Source organism: Nodosilinea sp. E11, assembly GCF_032813545.1.
Lineage (GTDB): Bacteria > Cyanobacteriota > Cyanobacteriia > Phormidesmidales > Phormidesmidaceae > Nodosilinea.
On the sequence record NZ_CP136520.1, the window covers coordinates 2,278,265 to 2,302,182 of the forward strand.

The 23,918-nt window shown below is 55.4% G+C and carries 17 protein-coding genes; 8 read left to right on the top strand and 9 right to left on the bottom strand.

Translation table 11 applies throughout. The annotated features are described in order from the left end of the window. Positions 1-30 precede the first annotated feature (30 nt). The 3 genes from yidD to RRF56_RS12400 form a co-directional block, all read right to left on the bottom strand. Positions 31-273: a membrane protein insertion efficiency factor YidD gene (gene yidD / locus RRF56_RS12390; protein WP_317037953.1), complete on the bottom strand. Its 243-nt coding sequence runs from the start codon at positions 271-273 to the stop codon at positions 31-33. Positions 274-338: 65 nt separating this feature from the next. Next, positions 339-650: a hypothetical protein gene (locus tag RRF56_RS12395; protein WP_317037954.1), complete on the bottom strand. Its 312-nt coding sequence runs from the start codon at positions 648-650 to the stop codon at positions 339-341. A gap of 257 nt (positions 651-907) precedes the next feature. After that, positions 908-2,137: a serine hydrolase gene (locus RRF56_RS12400; RefSeq protein WP_317037955.1), complete on the bottom strand. Its 1,230-nt coding sequence runs from the start codon at positions 2,135-2,137 to the stop codon at positions 908-910. Between the two features lie 302 nt (positions 2,138-2,439). On the opposite strand from RRF56_RS12400, the gene RRF56_RS12405 reads away from it, so the two are divergent. The 4 genes from RRF56_RS12405 (at position 2,440) to RRF56_RS12420 (ending at position 6,981) form a co-directional block, all read left to right on the top strand. Then, the gene (locus RRF56_RS12405) at positions 2,440-3,777 is read left to right on the top strand and encodes an acetamidase/formamidase family protein (protein ID WP_317037956.1); all 1,338 of its coding nucleotides are present in this window, start codon (positions 2,440-2,442) and stop codon (positions 3,775-3,777) included. A gap of 240 nt (positions 3,778-4,017) precedes the next feature. Next, positions 4,018-4,959, top strand: coding sequence for a metal ABC transporter substrate-binding protein (locus RRF56_RS12410; RefSeq protein ID WP_317037957.1), 942 nt, complete (start codon positions 4,018-4,020; stop codon positions 4,957-4,959). An 11-nt stretch (positions 4,960-4,970) separates the two neighbouring features. Next, positions 4,971-6,278 carry a metal ABC transporter permease gene (locus RRF56_RS12415; RefSeq protein ID WP_317037958.1) on the top strand — a complete coding sequence of 436 codons (1,308 nt, stop codon included), beginning with the start codon at positions 4,971-4,973 and terminating at the stop codon, positions 6,276-6,278. Positions 6,279-6,282: 4 nt separating this feature from the next. Continuing rightward, complete coding sequence (locus RRF56_RS12420) at positions 6,283-6,981, top strand: SDR family oxidoreductase (RefSeq protein ID WP_317037959.1); 699 nt, start codon at positions 6,283-6,285, stop codon at positions 6,979-6,981. 10 nt (positions 6,982-6,991) lie between these two features. Here RRF56_RS12420 and ffh read toward each other — a convergent pair whose 3' ends face one another. Further along, positions 6,992-8,467, bottom strand: coding sequence for a signal recognition particle protein (ffh, locus tag RRF56_RS12425; protein WP_317037960.1), 1,476 nt, complete (start codon positions 8,465-8,467; stop codon positions 6,992-6,994). Between the two features lie 297 nt (positions 8,468-8,764). On the opposite strand from ffh, the gene RRF56_RS12430 reads away from it, so the two are divergent. Continuing rightward, positions 8,765-11,065: a GAF domain-containing protein gene (locus tag RRF56_RS12430; RefSeq protein WP_317037961.1), complete on the top strand. Its 2,301-nt coding sequence runs from the start codon at positions 8,765-8,767 to the stop codon at positions 11,063-11,065. Here RRF56_RS12430 and RRF56_RS12435 read toward each other — a convergent pair. Beyond that, positions 11,062-11,226, bottom strand: a complete 165-nt coding sequence (locus tag RRF56_RS12435) for a hypothetical protein (protein ID WP_317037962.1) — start codon at positions 11,224-11,226, stop codon at positions 11,062-11,064. The two genes, RRF56_RS12430 and RRF56_RS12435, sit on opposite strands and share 4 nt — an antisense overlap. A gap of 183 nt (positions 11,227-11,409) precedes the next feature. After that, positions 11,410-11,844, bottom strand: coding sequence for a thiol-disulfide oxidoreductase DCC family protein (locus tag RRF56_RS12440; RefSeq protein WP_317037963.1), 435 nt, complete (start codon positions 11,842-11,844; stop codon positions 11,410-11,412). A 376-nt stretch (positions 11,845-12,220) separates the two neighbouring features. Between RRF56_RS12440 and RRF56_RS12445 the strand changes: the two genes are divergently transcribed. Together RRF56_RS12445 and hpxO are read left to right on the top strand one after the other, a co-directional pair. Beyond that, entirely contained in the window at positions 12,221-14,182 is a 1,962-nt protein-coding gene (locus tag RRF56_RS12445; RefSeq protein ID WP_317037964.1) for a tetratricopeptide repeat protein, read from the top strand. Positions 14,183-14,718: 536 nt separating this feature from the next. Further along, a complete protein-coding gene (gene hpxO / locus RRF56_RS12450; RefSeq protein WP_317037965.1) occupies positions 14,719-15,882 on the top strand; it encodes an FAD-dependent urate hydroxylase HpxO in 1,164 nt (387 codons plus the stop codon). Position 15,883: 1 nt separating this feature from the next. On the opposite strand, the gene RRF56_RS12455 is transcribed toward hpxO, so the two are convergent. The 3 genes from RRF56_RS12455 to RRF56_RS12465 form a co-directional block, all read right to left on the bottom strand. Continuing rightward, positions 15,884-16,528, bottom strand: a complete 645-nt coding sequence (locus tag RRF56_RS12455) for a YHS domain-containing (seleno)protein (protein ID WP_317037966.1) — start codon at positions 16,526-16,528, stop codon at positions 15,884-15,886. An 836-nt stretch (positions 16,529-17,364) separates the two neighbouring features. Next, a complete protein-coding gene (gene mutS / locus RRF56_RS12460) occupies positions 17,365-20,049 on the bottom strand; it encodes a DNA mismatch repair protein MutS (RefSeq protein ID WP_317037967.1) in 2,685 nt (894 codons plus the stop codon). Between the two features lie 173 nt (positions 20,050-20,222). After that, positions 20,223-20,504, bottom strand: a complete 282-nt coding sequence (locus RRF56_RS12465) for a hypothetical protein (RefSeq protein WP_317037968.1) — start codon at positions 20,502-20,504, stop codon at positions 20,223-20,225. Between the two features lie 750 nt (positions 20,505-21,254). Here RRF56_RS12465 and RRF56_RS12470 point away from each other — a divergent pair. After that, complete coding sequence (locus RRF56_RS12470) at positions 21,255-23,918, top strand: N-6 DNA methylase (protein ID WP_317038354.1); 2,664 nt, start codon at positions 21,255-21,257, stop codon at positions 23,916-23,918.

Below are 23,918 nucleotides of genomic sequence, written 5' to 3' on the forward strand. Positions count from 1 at the left end.
TGCGCGGATGCACCCTACCGATCAACCCGCTTATTCTCGAGATGACTCGGCCTCAGCGGCTCCCTCCGGCACGGGGTCGTAGCCGCCGGGGTGAAAGGGGTGACAGCGGGTAATGCGTCGCGCCGCCAGCCAGCTGCCCCTCACCGGACCAAACCGCTCGATCGCCGTCAGCGCGTACTGCGAGCAGGTGGGGTTAAATCGACAGGTAGGCGGAAACAGCGGCGAAATTAACCGCCGGTAGCCGTGAATCAGCAGGAGCAAAAGACGCTTCATACGTCTATTTTAGCGGCTAGATCCAGGGTAAGTTCACCGCCCCATCCACCCATCTACCCATCCACCTAATAGTCCAACATCAACGTGTTGTAATCGTCCGGGGCTTGGCGGCTGTTGCGTTCGGGCAGGTACACGGTGGCGCTGGGAGCAAAGTGTGCGCTCTGGGGTTTGGCCGCTACAGGTGGCTGATTCGGGTGACGAAGGTGGGTGGCAGTGGCGTCGAGCTTCGCGGTTTCCTGGTTAATTTCGGCCAGGCGATCGCACAGCTGCTGCCGCCGACCGTCAAGGTACTCTAGCTCCTGCTCAAGGCGCGTCTTCTCGACGGTGAGCTTGTACATGTCGAGATACTGCGCCGCTTCGGTAGCCGGGCGCGGCATGGTGCTGATCTTAGGAAAACTTCTGCGGGGGGCGCGTTTGATGCTCATAAGCTATCTGGGGCTGACCTAGAGTTCCAACCTTAGTTTGCCCGCATCGTGCCGCACAATCCCAGCGCCTAAAAGATGATAGCAACAAGGTGGTAGCAACGGGTTACACCAAATCCGAATCCCATAACCCCAATTCCCAACAGGCGGATTGCGTAGGGGCAAGCGGTGTTTGCCCAGTTCAACCGGGGTTAGCCCAATCGGATTCAGGATTACACCTCGCTCAGCGCATGGGCGACAGCGTAGGCCACATCTAGCCCCACGTTGTCGCCCTCCCGGTTGGTGGCGGCAGCGATGGTGGTGGGGCGACCCGCCAGCGCCGAGAAGTGAAAGGCTGCGATCGAATAGCCCGGCCCGCCTCCGTTATGCCCCATTACCCTGCCGTAGGGCGAGTCGATATCCATAAACAGCCCTAAGCCGCAGCCCACATTCTCTAGGGGCGGATGTGCGCCCAAGCTATGCACCGACTGGGCCATTTGATCGACCAGCGATGCCTCAAGGATTTGCCCCATCAACAACGCGTCTATCATGGCCGCTAGCTCAGCAGCGGTAGACACGACTACCCCGTGGGAGACCCAGCCGGGATGGTAGCGCTGGGCCATATTTACCCACTCGCTGCCGCCAAAGGCTTGGGTGTAGCCAGGAGTCAGGTCTGCGACATCCTCTAGAGAGGTGGCGACAAACGTTTGAGTAAGCCCCAGGGGGGTAAAAAACAGCGCGTCGAGAATGTCCTGAAGCGATCGCGCTGTCGTTTGCTCTAGCAGCGTTTTCAGCGCCAGATAGCCCAGGTTAGAGTACGACCAGCCTGTTCCTGGCTCAAACAGCAGGCCTCGCTGGCGGATCACATTTAGATAATCTTGAAACGACCAGGGAAACCCAGGGGATACTTTGAGGGCTTCGTGGTAAGCCGGTAACCCGCCGTAGTCGGGCAGACCGCTGGTGTGGCTCAAGATCTGGCGTAGGGGGATGGGCCTATCAACCGGAAACCCAGGCCAGTAGTGCTGAATTGGTGTATCTAAAGCAAGCCGCCCAACCTGAACCTGATGCAGCACCGCCGCCGCAATCAGGGTTTTGGTGACGCTGTAGATAAAAAAGCGGGCGTCCACCGGGAGCGGGACGGTCTGCTGGACATCGCGATCGCCAATGCTGGTTTCAAGCACAAGCTGACCATCCGTGTAGGCGGCGATCGCAGCCCCCGGCAGCCCAGAATTGGCCAAAATTTGGCTGACTGAGGCGCGAATCTGTTCTAGGCAATCGCTGTCCATTGGTGTCTCTAAGTTGTGACTAATTGCTTTGATCAGGTGCCGTAGCCAAAGGCTGGCGGGTTCGCGGTTCTTTAGCTTACTCCAGGCCATGGCCACGCTCCCGGTGGGCAGCGCCAGGGGCGGATCAGACCACTGCACCGGCCACTGCACCGGCCACTGCACCGGGCAGTACGTCATAGAGTGCTTTCAACGCCACAATCCAAAAGACCACCGCCAGCGCGTCTAACGGTGTGCCACCGCAAAATCAGCAGCTCTGAAACGAAAATGAGAATCATTCTCCAAATTTTCCGCTTAATTGTCTCTAAATCACCGATTTACCCCCGATATGGTTACCAAAGTTGCAGAATGAAGGCTCTTAGTCGGGCACTGTGAACGAATCTTTGACTTTGTGAAGCTGGGTCATGGCTTAGGCACTCAGGGTCAAACTGCAAACCATTGGTCGTTGAGGATGGGTGTTAAAAATGACTAGAGGAAGAAGTGTGCGTCTGCCTAACAAATTAGCTCGGTGGCTTGGCCTGGGACTAATCTGCTTTGGCATTGTGTTTGCGACGGGAGCCTTTGCTATTGAGCAGGCCGGAGAACTGAGCAAGGCAGAGGTCAAGGCTACGCTGCGGAAGGTGCCTGCCACCTATCCCGGCACAGTGCACCTGCTACCTGCCACCCTCGAAACTACCCAGTGGGGCTGGTTTAACAATGCCGAAGCGCCGGTCATGCACATGGCCTCGGGCGACACCGTTGTGGTCGAAACCATGATGCACTCCCACAACCAGGTGGTGCCGGGCCTCACCATCGAAGAAATTAAGAAACTGAGAACCGACCACCCCGGTCGTGGCCCCCACACCCTCACCGGGCCAATCTACATTGACGGGGCCGAACCCGGCGACACCCTCAAGGTCAACATTCTCAAGATCGTGCCTCGGGCCTACGCCACCAACTTCAACGTGCCGGGCATGTTTGGCCAGTTTCCCGACCAGTTCCCCGATGGGCAGGTCAAGTACGTCTACCTCGATATGGATCGCAAGGTAGCCGAGTTTCTGCCTGGCATCGAGATTCCCCTCGCCCCCTTCCCCGGCACCATCGGCGTCGCCAGAGAAGAACCCGGCCAGTACAGCAGCGTTCCCCCCGGGCGCTACGCGGGTAACCTCGATATTCGCGACATGGTCGAGGGCACTACGCTCTACGTACCTGTCTTTGTCGATGGTGCTCTGCTGTGGACCGGTGACTCCCACGCGGCTCAAGGCAATGGCGAGATCAACCTGACGGCCCTAGAGTCAGCCTTCAAAGAGATTGTGCTAAATGTGGAAGTGATCAAGGGCGATACGATCGAATGGCCCCAGATCGAAACCCCCACCCACTGGATTCGGCTCGGGGTCGATCGCGACCTCAACACTGCCCTCGAAATTGCCAAGGCTGAAACCATTGAGTTTCTCTCTGAGCAGCGTCAAATTTCGGCTGAGGCTGCCGCCGCTCTAATGCCGACGGTGTCAGACTGCCGGGTGTCCCAGGTGGTCGATATCAACAAAGGCGTCCACTGCCTCAACCCCAAGGATTTGACAGCCACTAAGACCGTAGCCTATCCGACGGCAGAGACCGACGACGACTACGTGGCCTATACCCAGGGCGATGACCTCAACGCGATTATGGATGCCGCTTCCCTAGAGATGATGGCAGAGCTACAAGAAAAAGCCGGTCTCACACGGCTCGATGCCTACGGTCTGGCCAGTATCGCCATGGACTGTCGCCTCAACGAGATCGCCACCGACTCGAAGAGCCTCCACTGCGTGATTCCTAAGAGTCTGTGGGCTGACAAAGCCTAAGGCGACTTCTGGAAATCATCTTCCCCGATGGTGGGCAGTGCCCACCCTACGGCGATTACAGTCTCTTAGACAGATCTGGTTGTGCTGTGCGATAGTCCCTAAGGATCCCCCCTAGCCCCCCTTTTCAAGGGGGCAGGGAGATCCATCTCGATTAAGCCTTGTAGGGTGGGCACTGCCCACCGCTTGTATTTTGGTGCTCTACGGCTAGCCCGCAGCACCTGAGGTATCGATCATCTACCCATGCTACGACGTTTATTTTTTCTGGTTCTGGGCCTGGTCTTTTGGACTGGGCTATTGTTCTGTGGGGCCAATGCGGCCAGCGCCGCCCCCTTGATTGAAGTAGTTACCACCACCTCCGATCTCAAGAGTTTGGTCGAAATTGTCGGGGGCGATCGCGTCCATGTCACCAGCATTGCCCCGCCCGCCCAAGACCCCCACACCTTTGAGCCTCGGCTGGCCAACCTGCAGCAGCTCAAGCAGGCCCAGCTGGTGGTCAAAATCGGCCTCGACCACGACCTGTGGATCGACCAGCTACTGAAAGAGATCGACAATCCCAATCTCCAGCCCAACCGACTGGGCTACGTGGATGCCTCCAAGGGCATTCCCCTGCTCGAAGCGCGGGCCACCACTATTGCCCCGGTGCAGGGGCACACCCACGGGGCAGGCAACCCCCACTACTGGCTCGACCCGATGAATGGAGTGACCATCTCAGGGGCGATCATGGAGGGACTCGATCGCATTGACCCCGACCACGCCGCCACCTACGAAACCAACCGCGCCCAGTTCGTCGCCGACTTGCAGGCCAAACTAACCCAGTGGGATCAGCAGCTAACCCCCTACCAGGGGCAGCCGCTGATCGCCTACCACAACAGCTGGCCCTACCTCTCTCGACGGTTTCGGCTCAACGTAGTTGACTATATCGAGCCACGTCCCGGCATTCCGGCTAGCCCAGCCCACCTGGCTCAGCTGATGAAAACCATCAAAGCCGAGCACGTGGCCCTGATCATCAAAGAGCCCTACGAGTCGGAGCGGGTGCCCAACCTGCTGCACAGCAAAACTGGGGCCGCCGTCGTCGAGCTGATTTCATCGGTCGGGGCGGTGCCTGGGGCCGAAAATTATTTCTCGCTGTTTGATTACAACATCAACGCCCTGGTGCAGGCGTTTCAAAGCCAGGGATTGTAGGAGTAGCTGGAATGGAAGACGCACTGCAACTGCTAACGATTCCGTTTCTGGTCGCCCTGGTGTTGATTGGCATTCACACCTACCTGGGCATTCATGTGCTCAGCCGTAATGTGGTGTTTGTCGATCTGGCCCTGGCCCAGATCTCGGCCCTGGGGGCGACGGTGGCCTTTATGCTGGGCCACATGCCCCAGACCCCGGCGGCCTACGGCTATTCTCTGGTGTTTACGGTGGCCGGGGCGGCGATTCTTTCCCTCAGTCGTCAGTGGACCGGGCGGGTGTCGCAGGAGACCTTCATTGGAGTGGTGTATGTGGTCTCGGCGGCGGCGGCGTTTTTGCTGATCGATCGCTCCCCCCAGGGGGCCGAGCACATCAAGCAGATTTTGGTGGGCAGCTTGCTCACCACCACCGAGGGCGACCTACTCAAGGTGGTAGGGCTGTACGGAGCGGTGGGAATTTTCCACTGGCTGTTTCGCGATCGCTTCCTCACCATTTCCCTCGACCCCGAGCAAGCCGTAGCGAACGGGTGGCGGCTGTGGTTTTGGGATTTTTTGTTTTACGTTTCCTTTGGCGTGGTGGTGACTAGCTCGGTTGCGATCGCAGGCGTGCTCCTCGTCTTCTCGTTTTTGATCATTCCAGCGGCGGTGGGCACCCTCTACAGCACCCGAGTTTGGGCCAAGCTGGTGCTGGGCTGGACGGTGGGGCTATTCACCAGCGCCTTTGGCATTGGCGCTTCCTACGGGTGGGATTTGCCCACCGGGGCCACCATTGTCTGCGCCTTTGGGGCCATGCTAGCGATCGCCACCGTGCTGCAACCGCTCATTCTCAATCCGCCGGAGCAACGCCGCCGCATTTTTGCCCAAGCCTTGAGAAGCCTGGGGCTGGGAGGTCTGGGGCTAGCGCTGCTGTCGGGGCTATGGCTGACCGTCAACCCCCATGCCGATCAACCCCTCCTGGGCCTGATCGAACACTACTACCCTGAGTTGCAAAATCGCTTTTTGACCGATGCCGAACGCGAACTAGCGGCTGAGGCAACCTTTGGGGAACGGGAAATGCAGACCCACATTCAGCAGCTCACCCAGCTAGAGCGCGACAGCCGCTGGCAGGGCGACCCCCTCACCGAAGATCGCCTGCGCGAGTTGTCGTCCTACACTCTCTCCTACCAAGAGATGGAGAAGGGCGAGTCGTTTGTGCAAGAGTCGCTGAAGGATCGGGCGCGCGATCGCCAGCGGTGGGTGTTTGGTGTGCCGCTGATCGCCCTTGCCCTCGGCGGGTTGCTTATAGTAAATCAAAACCAAGAGCTGCCAGAAACCCAGTCCTGATCCGATGCCCCCAGCCCCTAAAACCGTTGTTGTTGTCGGTGCCAGTCGCGGCATTGGGGCGGCGGTGGCTCAGCATTTCGCTAGTCAGGGTGACAGGGTATGGTCAGTGTGCCGCAGCCCAGCTGTAGCAGGTGAGTGGATCCAGGCAGATATTTCGGGGCCGGAGGGGGTGGGTGCGATCGCAGCCGCCCTCGGCGACACCCCAGTCGATGCCCTGCTGTTTATGGGCGGCGTGTGGGAAGAAGGCGCATTTACCGACGCCTACAGCTTTCTCAACAGCTCCGATGCCGAGACCCGCTGGGTGATGAGCATCAATGCGATCGCCCCTATCGAGATCACCCGCGCCCTAGCGACAAACCTGGCCCAGACGGCCAATCCTCGCGCTATCTACATCGGTGCCCTCTCTGGGTTGGAAAACTGCGCCTCACCAGAGGTCGCTAACACCGCCGCCAAGTTTGGCCTGCGAGGTGCGGTGCAGGCACTGCGACTGGCCCTGGACGGTCAGAATATCGGCTTTACCGTCATCAACCCCGGCAACGTGGCCACCGAGGAAGTTCTGCTCGACATTGAGGAAGGCCGGTTCGGGTCACAGACCCCAATTCCCATGGAGGTGATAACAGGCACGATCGACTGGTTAATTAGCCTACCGCCCAGCGTGGATGTGCCGGAGTTGAACCTGTGGCAGCGATCGGGCGATCGCTAGCCCAGGTTTTCTACAGCTGGCCAAAGCCCTTCTTTTTCTTCTGGCTTTTCTGTTTTTTGTTGGTGGGGGCGCGAAAGCCGGGCTGAGCCCCGCCACCCATACCCGGTAGCCCAGGCATGCCGCCGCCCATACCGGGGAAACCGCCCTCCATGCCGGGCATACCGCCGCCCATGCCCGGAAAGCCGCCACCGCGACCCATCTGCTGCATCATGGTGCGCATTTTGGTGAAATCGCTGACCAGCTTGCCCACGTCTTTTTCTTGGTGACCCGAGCCTTTGGCAATCCGGCGGCGACGGCTGGGAGAGCTAGAGAGCAGATTGGGCTGCTTGCGCTCCTGGGTGGTCATGGAGTTGATCATGGCTTCGCAGCGTTTGAGCTGGGCTTCACCCTGCTCTAGCATGTCGCCCGTGATTTGCTTACCTATGCCCGGTATCAGCTTCATGATGCCGCCGAGGGAGCCCATGCTCTTCATGAAGCGCATCTGCTTAAGAAAGTCGTCGAAGTCAAACTCGGCTTCGAGAATTTTCTGCGTCAGCTTTTCGGCGTCGGCAATATCGACGGCTTCCTGAGCTTTTTCGACCAGGGTAAGCACGTCGCCCATGCCCAAAATGCGCGAGGCCATGCGCTCGGGGTAAAAGGGTTGTAGCGCCTCTACCTTCTCGCCCACGCCAATGAATTTGATCGGCTGGCCCGAAATTTGCCGCACCGACAGGGCCGCCCCACCCCGCGCGTCACCATCCATCTTGGTGAGAATGGCCCCGGTAATGCCAATCTCGTCGTGAAAGGTGCGAGTGAGGTTGGCGGCTTCCTGGCCGGTCATGGCATCGACTACCAGCAGCACTTCATCGGGGTCGATGGCGGTTTTGATGTCGGCCAGCTCGGCCATCATTTTGGGGTCGATCTGCAAACGCCCCGCCGTGTCCACGATCACCGTATCCACGCCGTCAGCCTTGGCTTTTTCAATACCCTGGCGGGCAATATCGACGGGGTTGGCGTCGGTACCCAGCTCAAACACCGGCACGTCGATCTGCTTACCCAGGGTAATCAGCTGATCGACCGCCGCCGGACGGTAGACGTCGGTGGCCACCAGCAAAGTGCTGCGGTTTTCTTTGCGCAGGTGCAGCGCCAATTTGGCGGTGGCGGTGGTTTTACCCGTACCTTGCAGGCCCGCCATCAGCACCACGGTGGGCTTGGTGGGTGAGTCGGCTAGGGGAGCGTTGGTGTCGCCCATCAGCCGCACCAGCTCGTCGTTCACCACTTTGATGAACTGCTGGTCGGGGCTGATGCCCTTGACCACCTCAATGCCTAGGGCGTTTTCTTTGACCTGGGCGATAAAGTCTTTGATCACCTGGAGGTTGACATCGGCCTCTAACAGGGCCCGGCGCACCTCGCGCAGGGCGCTGTCGATGTTAGACTCGCTGATTTTGTCCTGGCCACGCAGGCTTTTCCAGGCAGACTCAAGGCGATCGGACAGGGCTTCAAACATTGGTTTAACAGAGAGAATAATCCTGGGGCGGAAACTCTATTCTAAAGGGTGAAGGCTCTAACCAGAAGCAGAAGCAGCGTCGTTAGAAAAGACACGCCGAAATTGGTTAACATGGATGTAAAAAATCAACATCAGCCGTAGGTAAGCTGTGCGAGGAGTAGGGTGAAGTTTCGCTGCAGAGAGAATGTTTGCTCGATCTCTGCAAACCCTCAGCATTCCGCAAAGATATCAGTGCCACTGCGGAATCCTAATCGGTTGCTTTGTAAGACTTTAGTGAAGGGTACACCAAGGGCAACTATGGCTAACGAATCGTCTCGCTGCGTCGATACCGACCGAGTAGCTAACTCTACAGGAGGGCTACTGTTAGATCTCTCTTATACTCTGGGCGATCGCAGTGAAAGTTGCCAGGAGGGTGAGACCCCTGATCCGATCGCTCAGCCGATCGCTCAGCCGGTCCTGCCCTGGCTAGAGCTGATTCAGCAGTACAGCCACTTGGTTATGGCGGTAGTTGATGTAGCTACCACCATCAGTGCCCCCACCCAGGCCCATCCGGTGCTGTTTGCAAACCGATATTTCTGCCGCCTAACCGGCATTCGCCTCGAAGGCGGGCACCTCGACTTGAGTTTCTTTAACCGCCTCTCGACGACCGACCAAAAGGCGCTTCAGGAACGCTTTCGGCGACATTTTCTCAGTGCGGTGTTGCAGCATACCTACGGGCAGGCCGATTTAGTATCTAAGCGTCTGCTTCACGAGCCCCTGGTAGTAGCCCTAGACGATTCTGAAACCGGCCAGGTGCGCCAGATTGAGCTGCGCCTGCGCACCACCGACGGCGGCTTGCGGGTGACGGCGATTTCTCCCGAACTCCAGGCCAGTCTGTCAACATGTTGGGCCGAGCCGCCCCGACGCGAACAGGTCGCCAACCAGCTCTTGAGCAAAGATCCGGTCTTTAAGCAGCTGCTCTCGGCCCTAAAGCCCGGAAACTATACCGCCAGCGGCCAGATTTTAATTGAGGGTATTGACGTTACCGAACGCGAGATCTCAAAGACGCTGATTGAGCTGCTGGTCGGCCATGAGTCGGTGTTGGGAACCCGCCGCTTTGAGCAAGCCAACGAGCTGATGAAGCAGCTGTTTGATGCGACCGATAGCTTTTTGCTCAGCGCTGAAAACAATCAGGCTCAATTGTTTACCGGCCTCGATCGGCCCGAGTGGCAGACGGCAATTTATGGCGTAGACGATCTCGCGGGGTCGGCATTTTTGCGGGCTACTGAGCGCCACGAGGTGGTGAACGTGCCCGACCTCAGCCTCGACTGCAATACTCAGTGCGAGGTCGATTTGCTCAACCAGGGGGTGCGATCGCTGCTGCTGATTCCTCTGGTGATGCGCGCTAGCCGCCTAGGGGAAAGCAGCGCCCAAATGGTGGGCCTAGTGGGCCTGGCCAGCAATAAACCCTACGCCTTTGACCAGGCCGATTGTAGCTGTGCCACTACTCTGATTCCGGCGCTGACAGCGGCCATGCGCCACAGTGTGCAAGACCGCTTTACCAACATTCACCCCTCAGTGCGGTGGCGGTTTGAACAGGAGGCCGAGCGGTTGAGTCTGGGGTTGCCCCCGGCCCCGGTAGTGTTTGAGAGCGTCTATCCGCTGTACGGCATCTCAGATATTCGCGGCTCATCGGACGAGCGTAACCGGGCAATTCAACAGGATCTGCTAGCCCAGTTTCGGTTGGCCCTAACGGTGGTAGAGGCCGCCGGTCAGGCGGTAAACAATGCCCTGGTGGGTCAGCTGGCGCTCGATTTAGCCGACCATATTGCCGCCCTGGAAGAAGGCGTGACGGTGGATTCGGAGGTGACGCTGCTGCGCTATTTGCAGGGGGAAGTGGAGGTGCATTTTGGCTACTTTGCCCAGCACAGCGATGACGCCGCCGCTGCGATCGCCCAGTACCAAGCCACCATCGACAGTAATCACGGCTGTGTGTATACCGCCCGTGCCGTCTACGACGAAACCATTGGCCACATCAATGGGCTGCTGCGCGACACCTGGAACCAGTGGCAGCAGACCATGCAAGCGATTACCGCTCACTATTGCGATCTGGAGGCCACCGACGGCATCGACCACATGATCTATGCGGGTCGATCGATCGACACCAATTTCACCGAGTTTCAGCTCAAGGCCCTGCGCTACGAGCAGCTGCGGGCAGTATGCGACTGTGCCCGCAAGGGGTTTGCCCTCAAGGCCGCTTACGATACCGATATGACCATCACCCACTTGGTACTGGTACAGGGCTTTACGGTCGATATCGTGCACGACGAAACCACTGAGCGACTGTTCGACGTGCGGGGTACCCGCGACACCCGCTACGAAATTGTCAAAAAGCGAATTGACAAAGCCTGTGATGCCGAGACAGGCGATCGCATTACCCAACCGGGCATGCTCACAGTGGTGTACTCCACCAGCGAAGAGTGGCAGGAGTACCAGCGCTACCTGCGCTACCTACACCGCGAAGGCATTGTGGCGGCCGACATTGAGCAGGGCACCGTGGAACCCCTACAAGGCGTCAGCGGGCTCAAGTTTGCCCGAGTCAGGGTCAACCCAGCCTAGGGGGTGGGTACCCCACCCCAAAATGGTGCTGCCACAGATGCGCCCGGCTGGAGACGATGCTCCCGACCCTGCCCTGGTCCGGCCTCCACGGCAGTAGCCGCTAGAGCAGCCGTAGCGAGAATACTGAGGACAGCTAGGGCAAATTGCGATCGCTGGTTCATAGTGATTCTCCTGATTTAGCTGAGTATGGGCTAGGTTGCTAGGCAGTAGGGCAGCAAAAATGGGCATTTGGGCAGATGCTGCCTAGCCTCAGGGTACTCAGGGTAGGCGAGCCAATGCCTCTGTAGATACACGAAGATACGAGATATAGCCATAGTTATATCTCGTGAGCCCAGGGCGGGTTACTAAAGGCCATTGGCACTATTGGCACTAGCTGAGCCACAGCGTTGATCGTCGCAGAGAGGGTAGGCGGGGTCGTAACGCTCAGGGCGCTTGCCAAATAGCTCGTAGCGGCGATCGCGCACAAAGGCATAGATCTGATCGCCTACCTGCTTGGCCCCTGGCAGCGACCGATAGGCTTGCACAAAGGGATTGCCTAAGGGCAGTAGACGACCAATTTCTTCGGCGGCATCACTGCCCTGCCAGCGGCGATCGGGAGCAGCTTGATCGATCAAAATCATGCCGGCTTCGCAGTCATCAGGGGTAATGCCGTAGCCATGCAGGGTTTGACTGTCTTGCATGGGCACATACTGAAACTGAGCGCCTTGATCTAGCGACTCTAGGACCTGCACTAGACTGACGCAGAGGTTACAGTTACCGTCGTAAATTACACAGTACATAGTAGTATGGCTGCTGAAAGGTCGTCACATCCATCTTAACCGTCTGTTCCTGACGGTTTAGGCCTGCGGTAGCTTGGTCGGTTCTGTCGTTTTCTCAGTGCGGCGCTGCAGATAAAGGGGTTACAGCGCTATTTCCAAAGCTAATGGCCTGGCACAGAAATGTTTAGCCTGGCAATGTTAAGGGGGTTAGATTCGGCGTTATACCCAGCAGATTTTGCCCTTCTAGGCTGTGAGCAGTGGGTCTGGAGTAAGCCTACTAAGCTAATCACATCTGCACCTAAAGTTAAGCCGCTAAAGGTCATGGAGTTAACAGTTTTAAATAGGGCTAGGGGTTTAATCGATACCTTAGCCCGGTGCATTTACCTCGGCAAATTCAATGGTTGTGAAAAGACTGATCGATGGACGGTTTCAGTTCATTCGAGTTGTCAGCACTAAGGCCTACACTAAGACCTACCTGATGACCGATCATGGCGATGCGGCTAAGCCCAAATGCATCGTCAAGCATTTGCAACTGCCGGCTCACAATGCCATCACCCTGAAATTTCTCAACGACTTGCTGGCAAAGCGGGTCAATTTGCTCAAGCGCATGGGCGATCACGATGCGATCGCCCGCAACCTTGCCGCTGTGCAAGAAGGGCAAGACTTTTACTGGGTGCGTAACTACGTGCCAGGACAGCCTCTGCTAACCGAGCTAGCAGAGGGCAAACCTAGATCTCAGGTGGAGGTACAGGCTTTTTTGGTTGAGGGTCTCACGGTTTTAGACCTGATTCAACGCCACGGTATTGCCCACCAAAACCTGCATCCTAACAACCTCATTCGCCATCGCGATCAGGGCCATTTAGTGCTGGTTGATTTTGGGCTGATTCAAGATACGGCCACTCCAGAAGCAGGAATTGCAGCCAACGACAGTACGGATGGAACCGTCTCAGCCTACCTACCCCAGCCCCAGCACCGGCAGTATACCCGCTTTGCCGCCGACCACTTTGCTCTAGGCATGATCGCAGTGCAAATGGCCACCGGCCTTACGAGTGAAGCAATTCCGCGCTTGAGTCAGGATAACTTTTTTGCCCAGGTTAAACTTCAGCTTGACGAATGCTCGACCCTCGATGAACCCCTGAAGGCTATTTTGCTCAGGATGGTGACCCCTCAGTCTGAATCGCAATTTCATCAGGCTAAAGATATTTTGGTTGCCCTGGCCGATCTGAGCCCATCTCCGGGCGGGGCCTACAACTTTAGGACCGATCCTGCCCCTATGCCCCAGTCCCAGGAGAACAATGCTATGGCACCGGAGCGTCGCAACGCTAGCAGAGTAGAAGCGACCCAAACACCGTTCACTAGCTGGCAGCGACAACCCAGGCTTTGGTTAGTAGGAGGGGCGGCCGTGGCGCTGTTGGCTATAGGTGGAATTGCTCTGCTGCGGGTACCGCAGGCCATGAGGGTCAACAACCTGGTGCAGCGGGCTGAGACCGCCAAACAAATGGGCCAAAAAAACGACGCAATTAATTACCTCAATCAGGCAATTGAGCTAAAACCCGACCACAGCGATGCCCTGGCCAGGCGGTCTACCTTGCTGTGGGAAAACGGTCAGTCAGAGGCGGCTTTACAGGACATCAGCAACGCCATTCGGGCTCAACCCGACTCGGCCCCTCTGTACTATCAGCGGGGCAACCTACGCTTTCGTTTGGGGGATTTACAGGGGGCGATCGCCGACTATGGTGACGCCCTGGAACGGCAAGACACCTACGTCGATGCCCACGTCAATCGGGGCAGCGCCCGAGCCGAGCTGGGTGATGAAGAGGGGGCTGTGCAAGACTACACGGCTGCCATCAACCTAGCCACAGACCCTGAGAGCAAGGCTGTGGCCTACCTCAACCGCTGTCTATCTCTCTCTAACCTGGGCGATCAAGCTGCCGCCCTCAGCGACTGTACTGAGGCCGTCAACCTGCGCCCTAACAATAGTTTGGCCTACGAAAATCGCGGCCTAGTCAAGCGGCGACTTAACGATTTTCAGGGGGCAATTCAAGATTTCACTATTGCTATTCAAATTAATGCGGGCAGTCCAGAACCTTACTACAACCGGGGTTTAACACGTCGAGATTTAGGCGATTTAGCCGGTGCCATGATCGACTTCAACCAGACAATTCAGCTCAATCCTAGCCATCCCTTTGCCTACTACGACAGAGGATTGCTGCATAAAGAATTGGGAGATCTTGAAAGCGCGATCGCAGACTTAGAAACCGTAGCCAGCGCCTGCCTAGACGTCAGTCGTCTAGGCTGCTTCGACGACGCTCAGTACCAGTTAGAACAGCTCCGAACTGCCCTGGGAGAGGCCCCTTAGTCAAGCACCCCACGACGACCAGTACCGCGCCCCTTGGGTCGTTCATGGGTTCTGGCAACGGTATTGCTGGCCACTTCAGTCATACTTAATTCAGTAGAAGATGGGGTAGATGCCGACTGAACTGACGACGAAAAAAAGCCTGCATAAAGGACACTAACCATAGCAACTACAGCCAGGCCTACAGAGAAACGATGACACATGATGGTATTCCAAATTCGGACAGTTACCTCTTCTCTAAAACCAAGACAAACCCAGCTTTTTTTGGGGTTCCAAATTAACAACTTGGTAAATGATTTGACAGTTTTTTGAAGATTGAGCGTGAAAACTATTTTGCTGCCCCTTGGGGTTGACAATCCTGGGTTGAAGCAGTTAATCAATCCAGGTTATTTGTGCACTGTATACAGCTTTTCTTTATAGTAAAAGAGAGCCCAAAGCCGCTTGGGGTAGCCAATCCCCTCAAAGGATTGGGGCATTGACCCCAGCTAGCTCAGCCCAGTTGTCGCAACTCAGCTATCGCAACAGTTAGGAGAATCCCCATGTACAACCTGAAGGTGGTGATTATTGGAGCCGGTATTGGCGGCTTAACCACAGGTATCGCCATGCAGCAGGCCGGTTACCAGGTGGAGATCTACGATCGCGCCCAAGAGCTGCGCCCTGCCGGAGCCGGCATTTCGCTCTGGTCAAACGGGGTGAAAGTGCTCAATAAGCTGGGGCTGGGGGAAAAGCTGGCCGCGATCGGCGGCGAGATGAACGCGATGGAATACCGCAGCCACACCGACGAGCCGCTGAGCTATGTCGATTTGCACCCCCTGTTTGAGCGGGTGGGCCAGCGCCCTTACCCCGTCGCCCGCACTGACCTGCAAACTATGCTGCTCGATGCCTTTGGACCAGAGCAGGTGCATCTGGGGAGGCACTGTGTCGGGGTTGAGCAAGACGAAACCAGCGCCACCGCCATTTTTGAGAACGGCGAGCGGATCAGCGGCGATCTGGTGGTGGGAGCCGACGGCATTCATTCAGCGGTGCGGGCAGACGTAGTCGGCCACTGTGTCGATCGCCGCTACGCTCGCTACGTCAACTGGAACGGGCTGGTCAAAGCAGACCCGGAGTTGTGCAAAAAAGACCTGTGGGTGCTCTACGTGGGCGACAGCAAGCGGGCCTCAATGATGCCCGTGGGGGGCGATCGCTTCTATTTCTTCTTTGGCGCGCCCATGGCAGAGGGCACTGCAGTAGCCCCCCCCGACCGCCGAGACGAACTGGCCCAAATCTTTCAGGGTTGGCCCACCCCAGTGCAAAAGCTGATTCAGGCGATTGACCCCGAGCAGACCAACCGGCTCGAAATTGGCGATATTGACCCCCTAGAACGACTGGTGAAGGGGCGCGTCGCCCTGCTAGGTGACTCGGCCCACGCCACCACCCCCACCCTAGGGCAGGGCGGCTGCCAGGCGATCGAAGACGCCGAAGTGCTTACCCGCTATTTGACCACCACCAACCTGGGCGTGGCCGATGCCCTCCAGCGCTACGAAGCCGCCCGCAAAGAGCGCACAGCCGATCTGGTCATGAAGGCTCGCAAGCGCACCAGCACCATCTATGGTTATGTACCCGAGGCCACCCAGCAGTGGTATGCCGACCTCAAGCAAGAGCCGCCTGAGGCCGTGATTAACGCCCTCGCCAAGGTCATCTTGGCGGGGCCAATGGGGTAAGTTACCAGCTTTTGCCGCTCTCGCTAACCCGATCGCTGCTGAGGGCGGCGGGCCAGTTTTGGTTGGCCTTAGTAATATTGCCCGCAATATCGCCTTGCCACTGCTTTTGTACCCCAGCGCTGTAGTTGAGGTAAAGCCTGCCATCAACAATGCTCCAGGCCTCTGGATCAATGGAAGCCAAAGAGCCACCGCTGACGGCCTTAGCACAGTAGCCGCCGTACTGAGGGGCATAGGCCTCGGGGTCGGCGGTAAAGGCCGCCAGATTCTCGGCATTACTAAAGCGCCAGGTAGCCCCGCTCCAGGTGGTTTCGTAGTCAGCGGATCCTTTAACGGCTTTGCCTTCGGTGAAATAGGCCACCGGATCAGCCCCGCGAATGGCCAAACCATCGTAGCTGTAGACCTCGGGCTGAGTGGCGGTGCCGTCAGCCGCAGCGGCGCAGGGATTAGCCGCCGCACAAGGATCGGCTCCAGCGCAGGGGTTTGCGGCAGCGCAAGGATCGGCCCCAGCACAGGGGTTTGCGGCGGCGCAGGGATCAACGACAGCCTGACTGTTCGCCTCGGGGGTGACGGCGGTGGTGCTACAAGCTACAGCGCCTAGGGTCAGGAGGGAGGCGATCGCAACCGCGCCCAGATATTGAATTCGCATAGTCAACCTCTTGGGGAGAAAACATAACTTAGCCGTCGCCATACCAGGCGATCGTCTTCAGTCATCAGGTTGTCACGGCAACCTGAGAGCACCCTGAATAAAGTTTGATGATTGGCTGAGACTGTTGAATTGAGTCAACTCTGCGGCTAACTGGTGCAAACCTTCCCCACTTAGGGCATAAGTCAAATCAAGCGCCAAGGAGACTAGCGATCGGCATCGCCAGCAGCAGACAATACCCCATTCTCTCTGTACGCCCCCATTTTTTAGGGGCGTAGCATGCTACGCCCCTACGGGGTTCATGGATTATGAACCGGGGTTTACCCAATCGGATTTGGTCTAAACAGATTCAGAGGCGAGGGGATCAACATCTGAACGATACATGAGTCATACTCCACAGGAAAACCGACAGAAAAATAATTCTTGTGCATTAAGGAACAGTTTTATGCACCTCTAGGCAGGCTTGACTATCTAAAACCTGGCTAGAGATGCATTAACGCCATGACTATCAGCCGAAATAATTAAGAGCAGGAGAGCCTAAACCTCAAGCTTATGATTTGACTGACGCAGGTTACTGAGAATAAATACCATTAATGATAGACAGATCGCAAGTCAGTTAGGAATATTTCTCAACAAGAGCCTTGCTGTCATCAACGCAGACAGGCAAAGAGTTAGGACCTTTCCCTGGGAAAAGCATCCTGGTTTCGGGCATTGAGACTTCATGGTGCTTTAGCTAACCGGGCATTGCCAACATGGCCTTAGATGCCCAGAGAGCAATCTCCGTCGATCGGACTAGATGCTATTAGGAGAGATTCGCGGTTTGGTAGCCTAGGCCAAAATTAAGGTTTCCCAAACAGGTCGAGCTGTTCCGAGGGGTCAGAGCTGACTGCCACCTCCTTCACTCGACGGCGGGGCTTACTCGATTTCGGCACCTCCCCCCGCAACCCTACGGCGATCGTGCTGTTGCGCTCGATTTCGCACATGACGTCGCGGGCGCGCTGAATCACCGAGGGGGGAAGCCCCGCCAGTCGCCCCGCCTCAATACCGTAAGATTTGTCGGCCCCGCCGGGCTGTACTTGGTGGAGAAAGATAATCTGGTCGGGCATTTCTTTCACCGTCACCTGGTAATTAGCGACGTTGGGCACCAGTGCCGCCAGCTCATTTAGCTCGTGGTAGTGGGTGGCGAAGATGGTGCGGGCCTGGATTTCGATCGCCAAGTACTCAGCCACGGCCCAGGCGATCGAGAGACCGTCGAAGGTGGCAGTGCCCCGGCCAATTTCATCAAGCAGCACCAAAGATCTGGGCGTGGCGTGGTTGAGAATATTCGCCGTCTCGTTCATCTCGACCATGAAGGTGGATTGGCCGCTGGCCAGGTCGTCTACAGCGCCGACGCGGGTGAAGATGCGATCGCACACCCCCAGCCTGGCCACCTTCGCCGGCACAAAGCTGCCCATCTGGGCCATTAGCTGAATCAGCCCCACCTGGCGCAGGTAGCAGCTCTTGCCGCTGGCGTTGGGGCCGGTGAGAATGATCAGGTCTTGGGGATGGGCGGCATCGCGATCGCTCGGCATCGTGCCCATGAAGTTGGAGTTGGGCACAAAGAACCCAGCAGGGAGCAGCTGCTCGACTACGGGATGACGACCCTCGGTGACGGCGATCGCCCGCGATTCATCCATCTCGGGGCAGCAGTAGCCCTGGAAGATGGCGACTTCAGCTAACCCGCAGAGCACATCGGCGGCGGCTACGGCGGCAGCGACCTTGCGGATCAGTTCGACCTGGGCACCCACTTGTTCGCGCAGCTGGTTGAAAATCTCGTATTCCAGCGCGTTGATCTCAGACTCTATATTAAAGACCCGCGTTTCGCGCTCCTTGAGTTCGGGGGTGATGTAACGCTCTTCGTTGGTCAGAGTCTGCTTGCGGATGTAGTCGTCGGGGGCCTGGTCGGCGCGGGCGCGGGAAATGCTGATGTAGTAGCCAAAGGCTTTGTTAAAGCCCACTTTGAGAGTAGAAATGCCGGTGCGCTTGCGTTCGGCGGGCTCCAGTTCCGCGATCCACTTTTGGTCATCCACCGCCTGCTGGCGCAGGTCATCGAGCTGGGCGTTGACCCCGTCGCGGATCAGGTGGCCCTCGGTGAGGTAGAGGGGCGGGGTTTCGACCAGGTGCGATCGCAACGTCTGCCCCAGCTGCTCCAGTTCCGGCGGCACGTACTGGAGCGCTTGCAGGTAGGGCGATTTCGCCTGTTCGGCCAGCGCCGCCAGATCCGGCAGTCGCAAAAAGGAATCCGCCAGGGCCACCAGATCCCTGGCATTCGCGGTGCCAGAACCCGCTCTGCCCGCCAGCCGCTCTAGGTCGTAGATTTGCTTGAGCTTGTGTTGCAGCATCTGGCGCAAGTTGCCGTCCTGCAGCAGTTCGTGAATGGTCTCTTGGCGGGCCTGGATGGCTGTGACATCGAGCAGGGGTTGCAGCAGCCATCGGCGCAGGGTGCGCCCACCCATGGCAGTGACGGTGCGATCGAGCGCCCACAGCAGTGAGCCGTTATAGGTGCCATCGCGGGCCGTCTGGGTGATCTCTAGATTGCGGCGGGTCTGGTGGTCGATTACCAGGTAGGCGGCCAGGGTGTAGGTGCAGAGAGGCTGAAGCGGAGCCTGTACGGTCTTTTGGGTTTCTTCGACGTAGTGCAGTAGACCGCCCGCGGCCCGCACCGCCAGGGGCAAGTGGTCACAGCCCAACCCTTCTAACGACCGCAGCCGAAACCGCTGGAGTAAGCGCTGGCGGGCCTCGCTCTGGCTGTAGGGGCCTTGGGGCCGCAGGGTGTAGCAAAACTGGCGGGGCAGGCAGCTCGGCAACTGGTCAGACTGATCCCCCAGTCGCAGCATCGCTCCTAAGTTCGGTGCATCGACCGGAAACAGCACCTCCGCAGGCTGGAGCCGGAGCAGTTCTTGGGCGAGTTGGTCGAGGTCTTCGCCCTGGGTGGTCAAGAATTCCCCGGTGGAGACATCGGCGTAGGACAGCCCCCAGTGGTGCCCGGCCACTACCGCCGAGGCCAAAAAGTTGTTTTGGCTGGCGCTGAGCATGCCCTCTTCGATCACGGTGCCGGGGGTGATGACGCGGGTGACTTCGCGCTTGACGAGGCCCTGGGCCACGGCAGGGTCTTCAACCTGGTCGCAGATGGCGATCGCATAGCCTTTTTCGACCAGCAGGGTGCAGTAGCGATCGAGGGCGTGGTGGGGAATGCCCGCCAGGGGCACCCGGCCAATGGCTTTACCAGCGTCTTTGCTGGTGAGGACGAGTTCGAGTTCGCGGGCGATCGCGATCGCATCTTGAAAAAAGGTCTCAAAGAAATCGCCCACCCGGTACAGCACCAGGGCGTGGGGATACTGCTCTTTCATCTCCACGTAGTGGCGCATCATCGGCGTCAGGTCGTCCCAGTTGACCGAGTGATGGTCGGCGTAGCGCACGGTGTGCTTGGCCAATCGCTCGGGAATGGGGGGCTGACCGTCGGCGGCGGGGGAGGAAGCAGACATAGGTTGGCGTTAGGGGCTGTCGTTCAGCAGTGTGGCACAGACCGTGGGGGGGGCTGGGTCGCTGAGCGGCGATATGGTTGCCTATTCTATCGGGTTTAAGGGGTGGTCTGGTGTGGTGATGGCGATCGCGCTTTGCCCCGACGGCAATGGGGATGCCGTCGGGGGCGGGGGCTTTACTCGATGAGCACGGTTTTGGTGGCAATGGCCATCCAGACGGTGCCCGGTGGGGAGTTTGTGCCAGGGGTGTCGCTGGTGGGCGGCACGGGGATGGGGTCGCTCCAGTCGTTGGGGTCGGTGTAGCCGTGGGCGTGGAGGATTTTGATGGTGCGGTCTATACCTGCAAGGCTGCCGTAGAGCATGTGACGCACCCGCTCTGGGCGAATCTGGGAGGTGCTGGGTGAAGACGGCGGCAGGTTAGATGCGCCGCTGGCATCGGGGTCGAGATATTCAAACATGGGTTCTGTTTTCCTTTTGTGTTGGAAGAAAACAGAACACGAAAACCCTAGCCACCCGCTGTGGTTGTGCAAACGGGGGCTAGGGTACGATGGGCCTAGCCTCGCAATCTGCGTGTTAGATTTGCGGGGTTAGCTGTTCGTAGGTGGTCGCACACCTGCGGACAGCGCTAAGATTTTCGAGTTCTGCATGGCCACCGTTCTGCTGAACGGCTTAATGGAAGAGTGTAGTGGGGCGGTCGCTCCTCGTCAACCGTGCAACAACACTTTGTTTACCGATGCAAGCTCTTGTGGATTGCAAGCCCAAAAACTGCCAGATAAGTACTTATTCAGATGGCTCATCCAGCACAATTGACGGCTAACACCCCTTCGTCTTGAAATTAGCCAATAAAAGCGGCAGATAACATACCAAAGTCTGGGAAATTTCCGCCACACCTGGCACTTAATATATAGTTACTTTTCGAGGAAGTTATTTCACTAGATATATTTTTTTTAGCTTGTGTATATTACTATGGTAGTACAAAGGAAATTTTGATCTAACAAAAAGTGAAATGAAGCTTTGCCAAAATTCAACAATAATTTACCACTTTCATTTCGCGAACCGTATATCACTTTGCATCACTTGCCTAAGTTTCCAAAGGAATTAAAAATAGAAGTGAAGCAATAATTCGGTGCATCGAACGTCCTGTTAACTTAATCAAACTAAATGTCTTCACAGCAAGCAAGCAACTGTGCAGAATAAAGGTGAATGAAATGGAAACTTTTTGCTCCCGTACTGATCTTACCAATGAATCAGATGTGGAATTATTTTTTATTAGTCCGCTTCTGAAGTATCTTGGTTACACGAACAAACAGATAAAAAACAAGAAATCAATTAAAGAACTTGGGGTTAGGAAAAGCCCACGAGGGAAAGCAATAAATTACCGTCCTGATTTTTTGGTGACAGTGAGCGCATCAGCCAAATTCGTTGTTGAGGCTAAAAGTCCATCAGAAAAACTCGATGATTGGACATGGCAACCAAAAACATATTCAGTAATATTAAATTCTGAGCACGAGAATTCCAATCCTGTCCAGTATTACATGTTAACTAATGGATTGGAAACCCGTGTTTATCGTTGGGACTATGATCATCCGGTGTACCGGAGGTTCCATAATGAAATGGTAATCGCTAGCCCATCTCTTGATGAGTTACGAGACATCCTTGCACCAAGCGCACTAAAAAGTTCATCTGCCGTAATTGGAGTCAAAACGTCATCACTTGAATTCTCTAAGCCAGAAATTGAAGAAATTAATGAAGCATTTGCTCGCTGCCATCAACTTATTTACAAAAACGACAATATAAGTCAATCGGCAGCTTTTTTTGAGTTTGTAAAAATAATAGCACTGAAGCTTATTTCAGATAAACATGTTCGCGATTCACTTGGCACTGATACTAACGCTGACAAGTTTTTAGTTGATGCATCTAAGGTTAAATTTTCGATAGCTTGGATTGAGGCTCAAGAACAAAATTCTGTCAATCCATTAAGTGACATATGGTTTAGGTCATTCATTGATTCGATGGAAAAAGATATTGGTGCTGGTTTGCGTCGCCGGATATTTGAACCAAATGGGTCAATAAATCTTTCAGCTGAAACTATCAAGGAAGTTGTTAAAACTTTAGAGGGAAAATATTTATTTGGCATAGATGCTGACTTAAATGGTCGATTGTTTGAGACTTTTTTAAGCGCAACAATGCGCGGCAAGGATCTGGGACAATATTTTACTCCAAGAAGTGTTGTTAAACTTGGAGTAAAGCTCGCTCGAATAAGGGTAGATGTTGATTATCCAGAAAAAAGTGAACGTGTTTATGATGGTTGCTGCGGAACAGGTGGCTTTTTAATTGATGTGCTTGCTGATATGTGGGCAAAAGTTGACGCCGTTGATGGAAAAACAATTGAAGAAAAGACTTCCGCAAAAGATGTAATAAAAAATAATCATATATGGGGTTGTGAGGTCGGTAAAGACCCTAATCTTGCTCGAATTGCCCGACTTAATATGTATTTACATGGTGACGGTGGTGCTACAATCTTCAATCTTGACGGCTTAGATAAAAAACTTAAAAAAAGACCTCAAGATACTCCAGATCAGGAAAGGGAGAAAGACGATTTCCTTGTTATCTTGGAGGAAAGCAAGGGTTTTTTTGATGTTGTTGTTACAAATCCACCATTTGCGAAAACATATAAGCTAAGTGAAGAAGAAGATGGTCGATATTCTGATTCATTGTTGAAAGAATATGATCTTTTAGGTTTTGAGGTACAGAAAAAAGAACTTAGATCGAATCTAATGTTCATCGAGCGGTATTACGATTTACTTAAGCCTGGTGGTCGTCTGGTTACTGTTCTCGATGATGGGATTCTTAGTGCCAGTAAATATGCTTGGTTTCGTCGCTGGATTTTTCAAAAATTTATCGTTAAAGCAGTTGTTTCATTACCCGGAGATGCTTTCCAAAGGTCTAAGGCAAGAGTAAAAACATCACTGCTAATACTTCAAAAAAAGTCACAAAAAAGCGAAAGTCAATCAGCCGTATTTATGTACCCTTGTCAGTATATCGGCTTAGATGATCCATCTCGGGTCAGGAGTATGCCTATTGATTCTCAAAATCGAGAAAAAGCAAAAGAAGAAATACAAATAGTAACCAAGAAATACGAAAATTTTTGTTCTGGAAAAGCACCAAAAGAATTCACTGTCCCTGCCGAAAAAATAAAAGATAGGCTCGATGTCAAACATTGCTTAATCCAACGGGGGGCAAGCAAGAGAGGTTGGGAGAAAAATGGATTATCAGTTGTTAAACTCAAAGACATAGCATCTGAGAAACAATTCGAAGAAGAAGACATTATTGACTGTCAGAATCATAATGGTATTGAGACATATCTTCGAGTCACGTATTCAGGGGAGGCTCAAAGAGGTGATGAAGTTGACCCAACAACAACCCAACACACAAAACTGTATGTCGTTCGCGAGGGGGATATTGCTATTTCTAATATCGCTGCAACGTATGGCAGTGTTGGATATATCGGTGAAGACACTGATGGCTGTGTCGCCTCCACCGAATATACAATCCTGACTCCTAAAAATGGCATTCCACCCAGAGTATTGTGGGTTCTCCTTCGCTCAAGCGTTTTCCGCTCAGAAATGTTGCTAGCTGCAACCGGTGCTAACAGAACTAGAGTCCGGTGGTCTCTAATAAAAAATATTGAACTGCCATTGCCAAGCGAGAAAGAATGCAACGAGCTTAATGAGGCTTTACAGGAGGCAGAAAAGCAAGAAAAGGCAGCACGCTTGGCGAAGGAGAAGGCAATCTCAATTACAAAAAGTTCTCTAAGCCTTGAAAGCAGTCTTGCAAACACAGTTCTCGAAGCCTTCAAACCACCGAAATAA

Bases quoted from the DNA above. Each gene is read 5' to 3' on its own strand.
- RRF56_RS12455 (WP_317037966.1), bottom strand. From the start codon at position 16,528: ATGCGAATTCAATATCTGGGCGCGGTTGCGATCGCCTCCCTCCTGACC.
- RRF56_RS12430 (WP_317037961.1), top strand. From the start codon at position 8,765: ATGGCTAACGAATCGTCTCGCTGCGTCGATACCGACCGAGTAGCTAAC.
- yidD (WP_317037953.1), bottom strand. From the start codon at position 273: ATGAAGCGTCTTTTGCTCCTGCTGATTCACGGCTACCGGCGGTTAATT.
- RRF56_RS12410 (WP_317037957.1), top strand. From the start codon at position 4,018: ATGCTACGACGTTTATTTTTTCTGGTTCTGGGCCTGGTCTTTTGGACT.
- RRF56_RS12420 (WP_317037959.1), top strand. From the start codon at position 6,283: ATGCCCCCAGCCCCTAAAACCGTTGTTGTTGTCGGTGCCAGTCGCGGC.
- mutS (WP_317037967.1), bottom strand. From the start codon at position 20,049: ATGTCTGCTTCCTCCCCCGCCGCCGACGGTCAGCCCCCCATTCCCGAG.
- RRF56_RS12395 (WP_317037954.1), bottom strand. From the start codon at position 650: ATGCCGCGCCCGGCTACCGAAGCGGCGCAGTATCTCGACATGTACAAG.
- RRF56_RS12440 (WP_317037963.1), bottom strand. From the start codon at position 11,844: ATGTACTGTGTAATTTACGACGGTAACTGTAACCTCTGCGTCAGTCTA.
- hpxO (WP_317037965.1), top strand. From the start codon at position 14,719: ATGTACAACCTGAAGGTGGTGATTATTGGAGCCGGTATTGGCGGCTTA.
- RRF56_RS12470 (WP_317038354.1), top strand. From the start codon at position 21,255: ATGGAAACTTTTTGCTCCCGTACTGATCTTACCAATGAATCAGATGTG.
- RRF56_RS12400 (WP_317037955.1), bottom strand. From the start codon at position 2,137: ATGACGTACTGCCCGGTGCAGTGGCCGGTGCAGTGGCCGGTGCAGTGG.
- RRF56_RS12415 (WP_317037958.1), top strand. From the start codon at position 4,971: ATGGAAGACGCACTGCAACTGCTAACGATTCCGTTTCTGGTCGCCCTG.
- ffh (WP_317037960.1), bottom strand. From the start codon at position 8,467: ATGTTTGAAGCCCTGTCCGATCGCCTTGAGTCTGCCTGGAAAAGCCTG.
- RRF56_RS12445 (WP_317037964.1), top strand. From the start codon at position 12,221: ATGGTTGTGAAAAGACTGATCGATGGACGGTTTCAGTTCATTCGAGTT.
- RRF56_RS12435 (WP_317037962.1), bottom strand. From the start codon at position 11,226: ATGAACCAGCGATCGCAATTTGCCCTAGCTGTCCTCAGTATTCTCGCT.
- RRF56_RS12465 (WP_317037968.1), bottom strand. From the start codon at position 20,504: ATGTTTGAATATCTCGACCCCGATGCCAGCGGCGCATCTAACCTGCCG.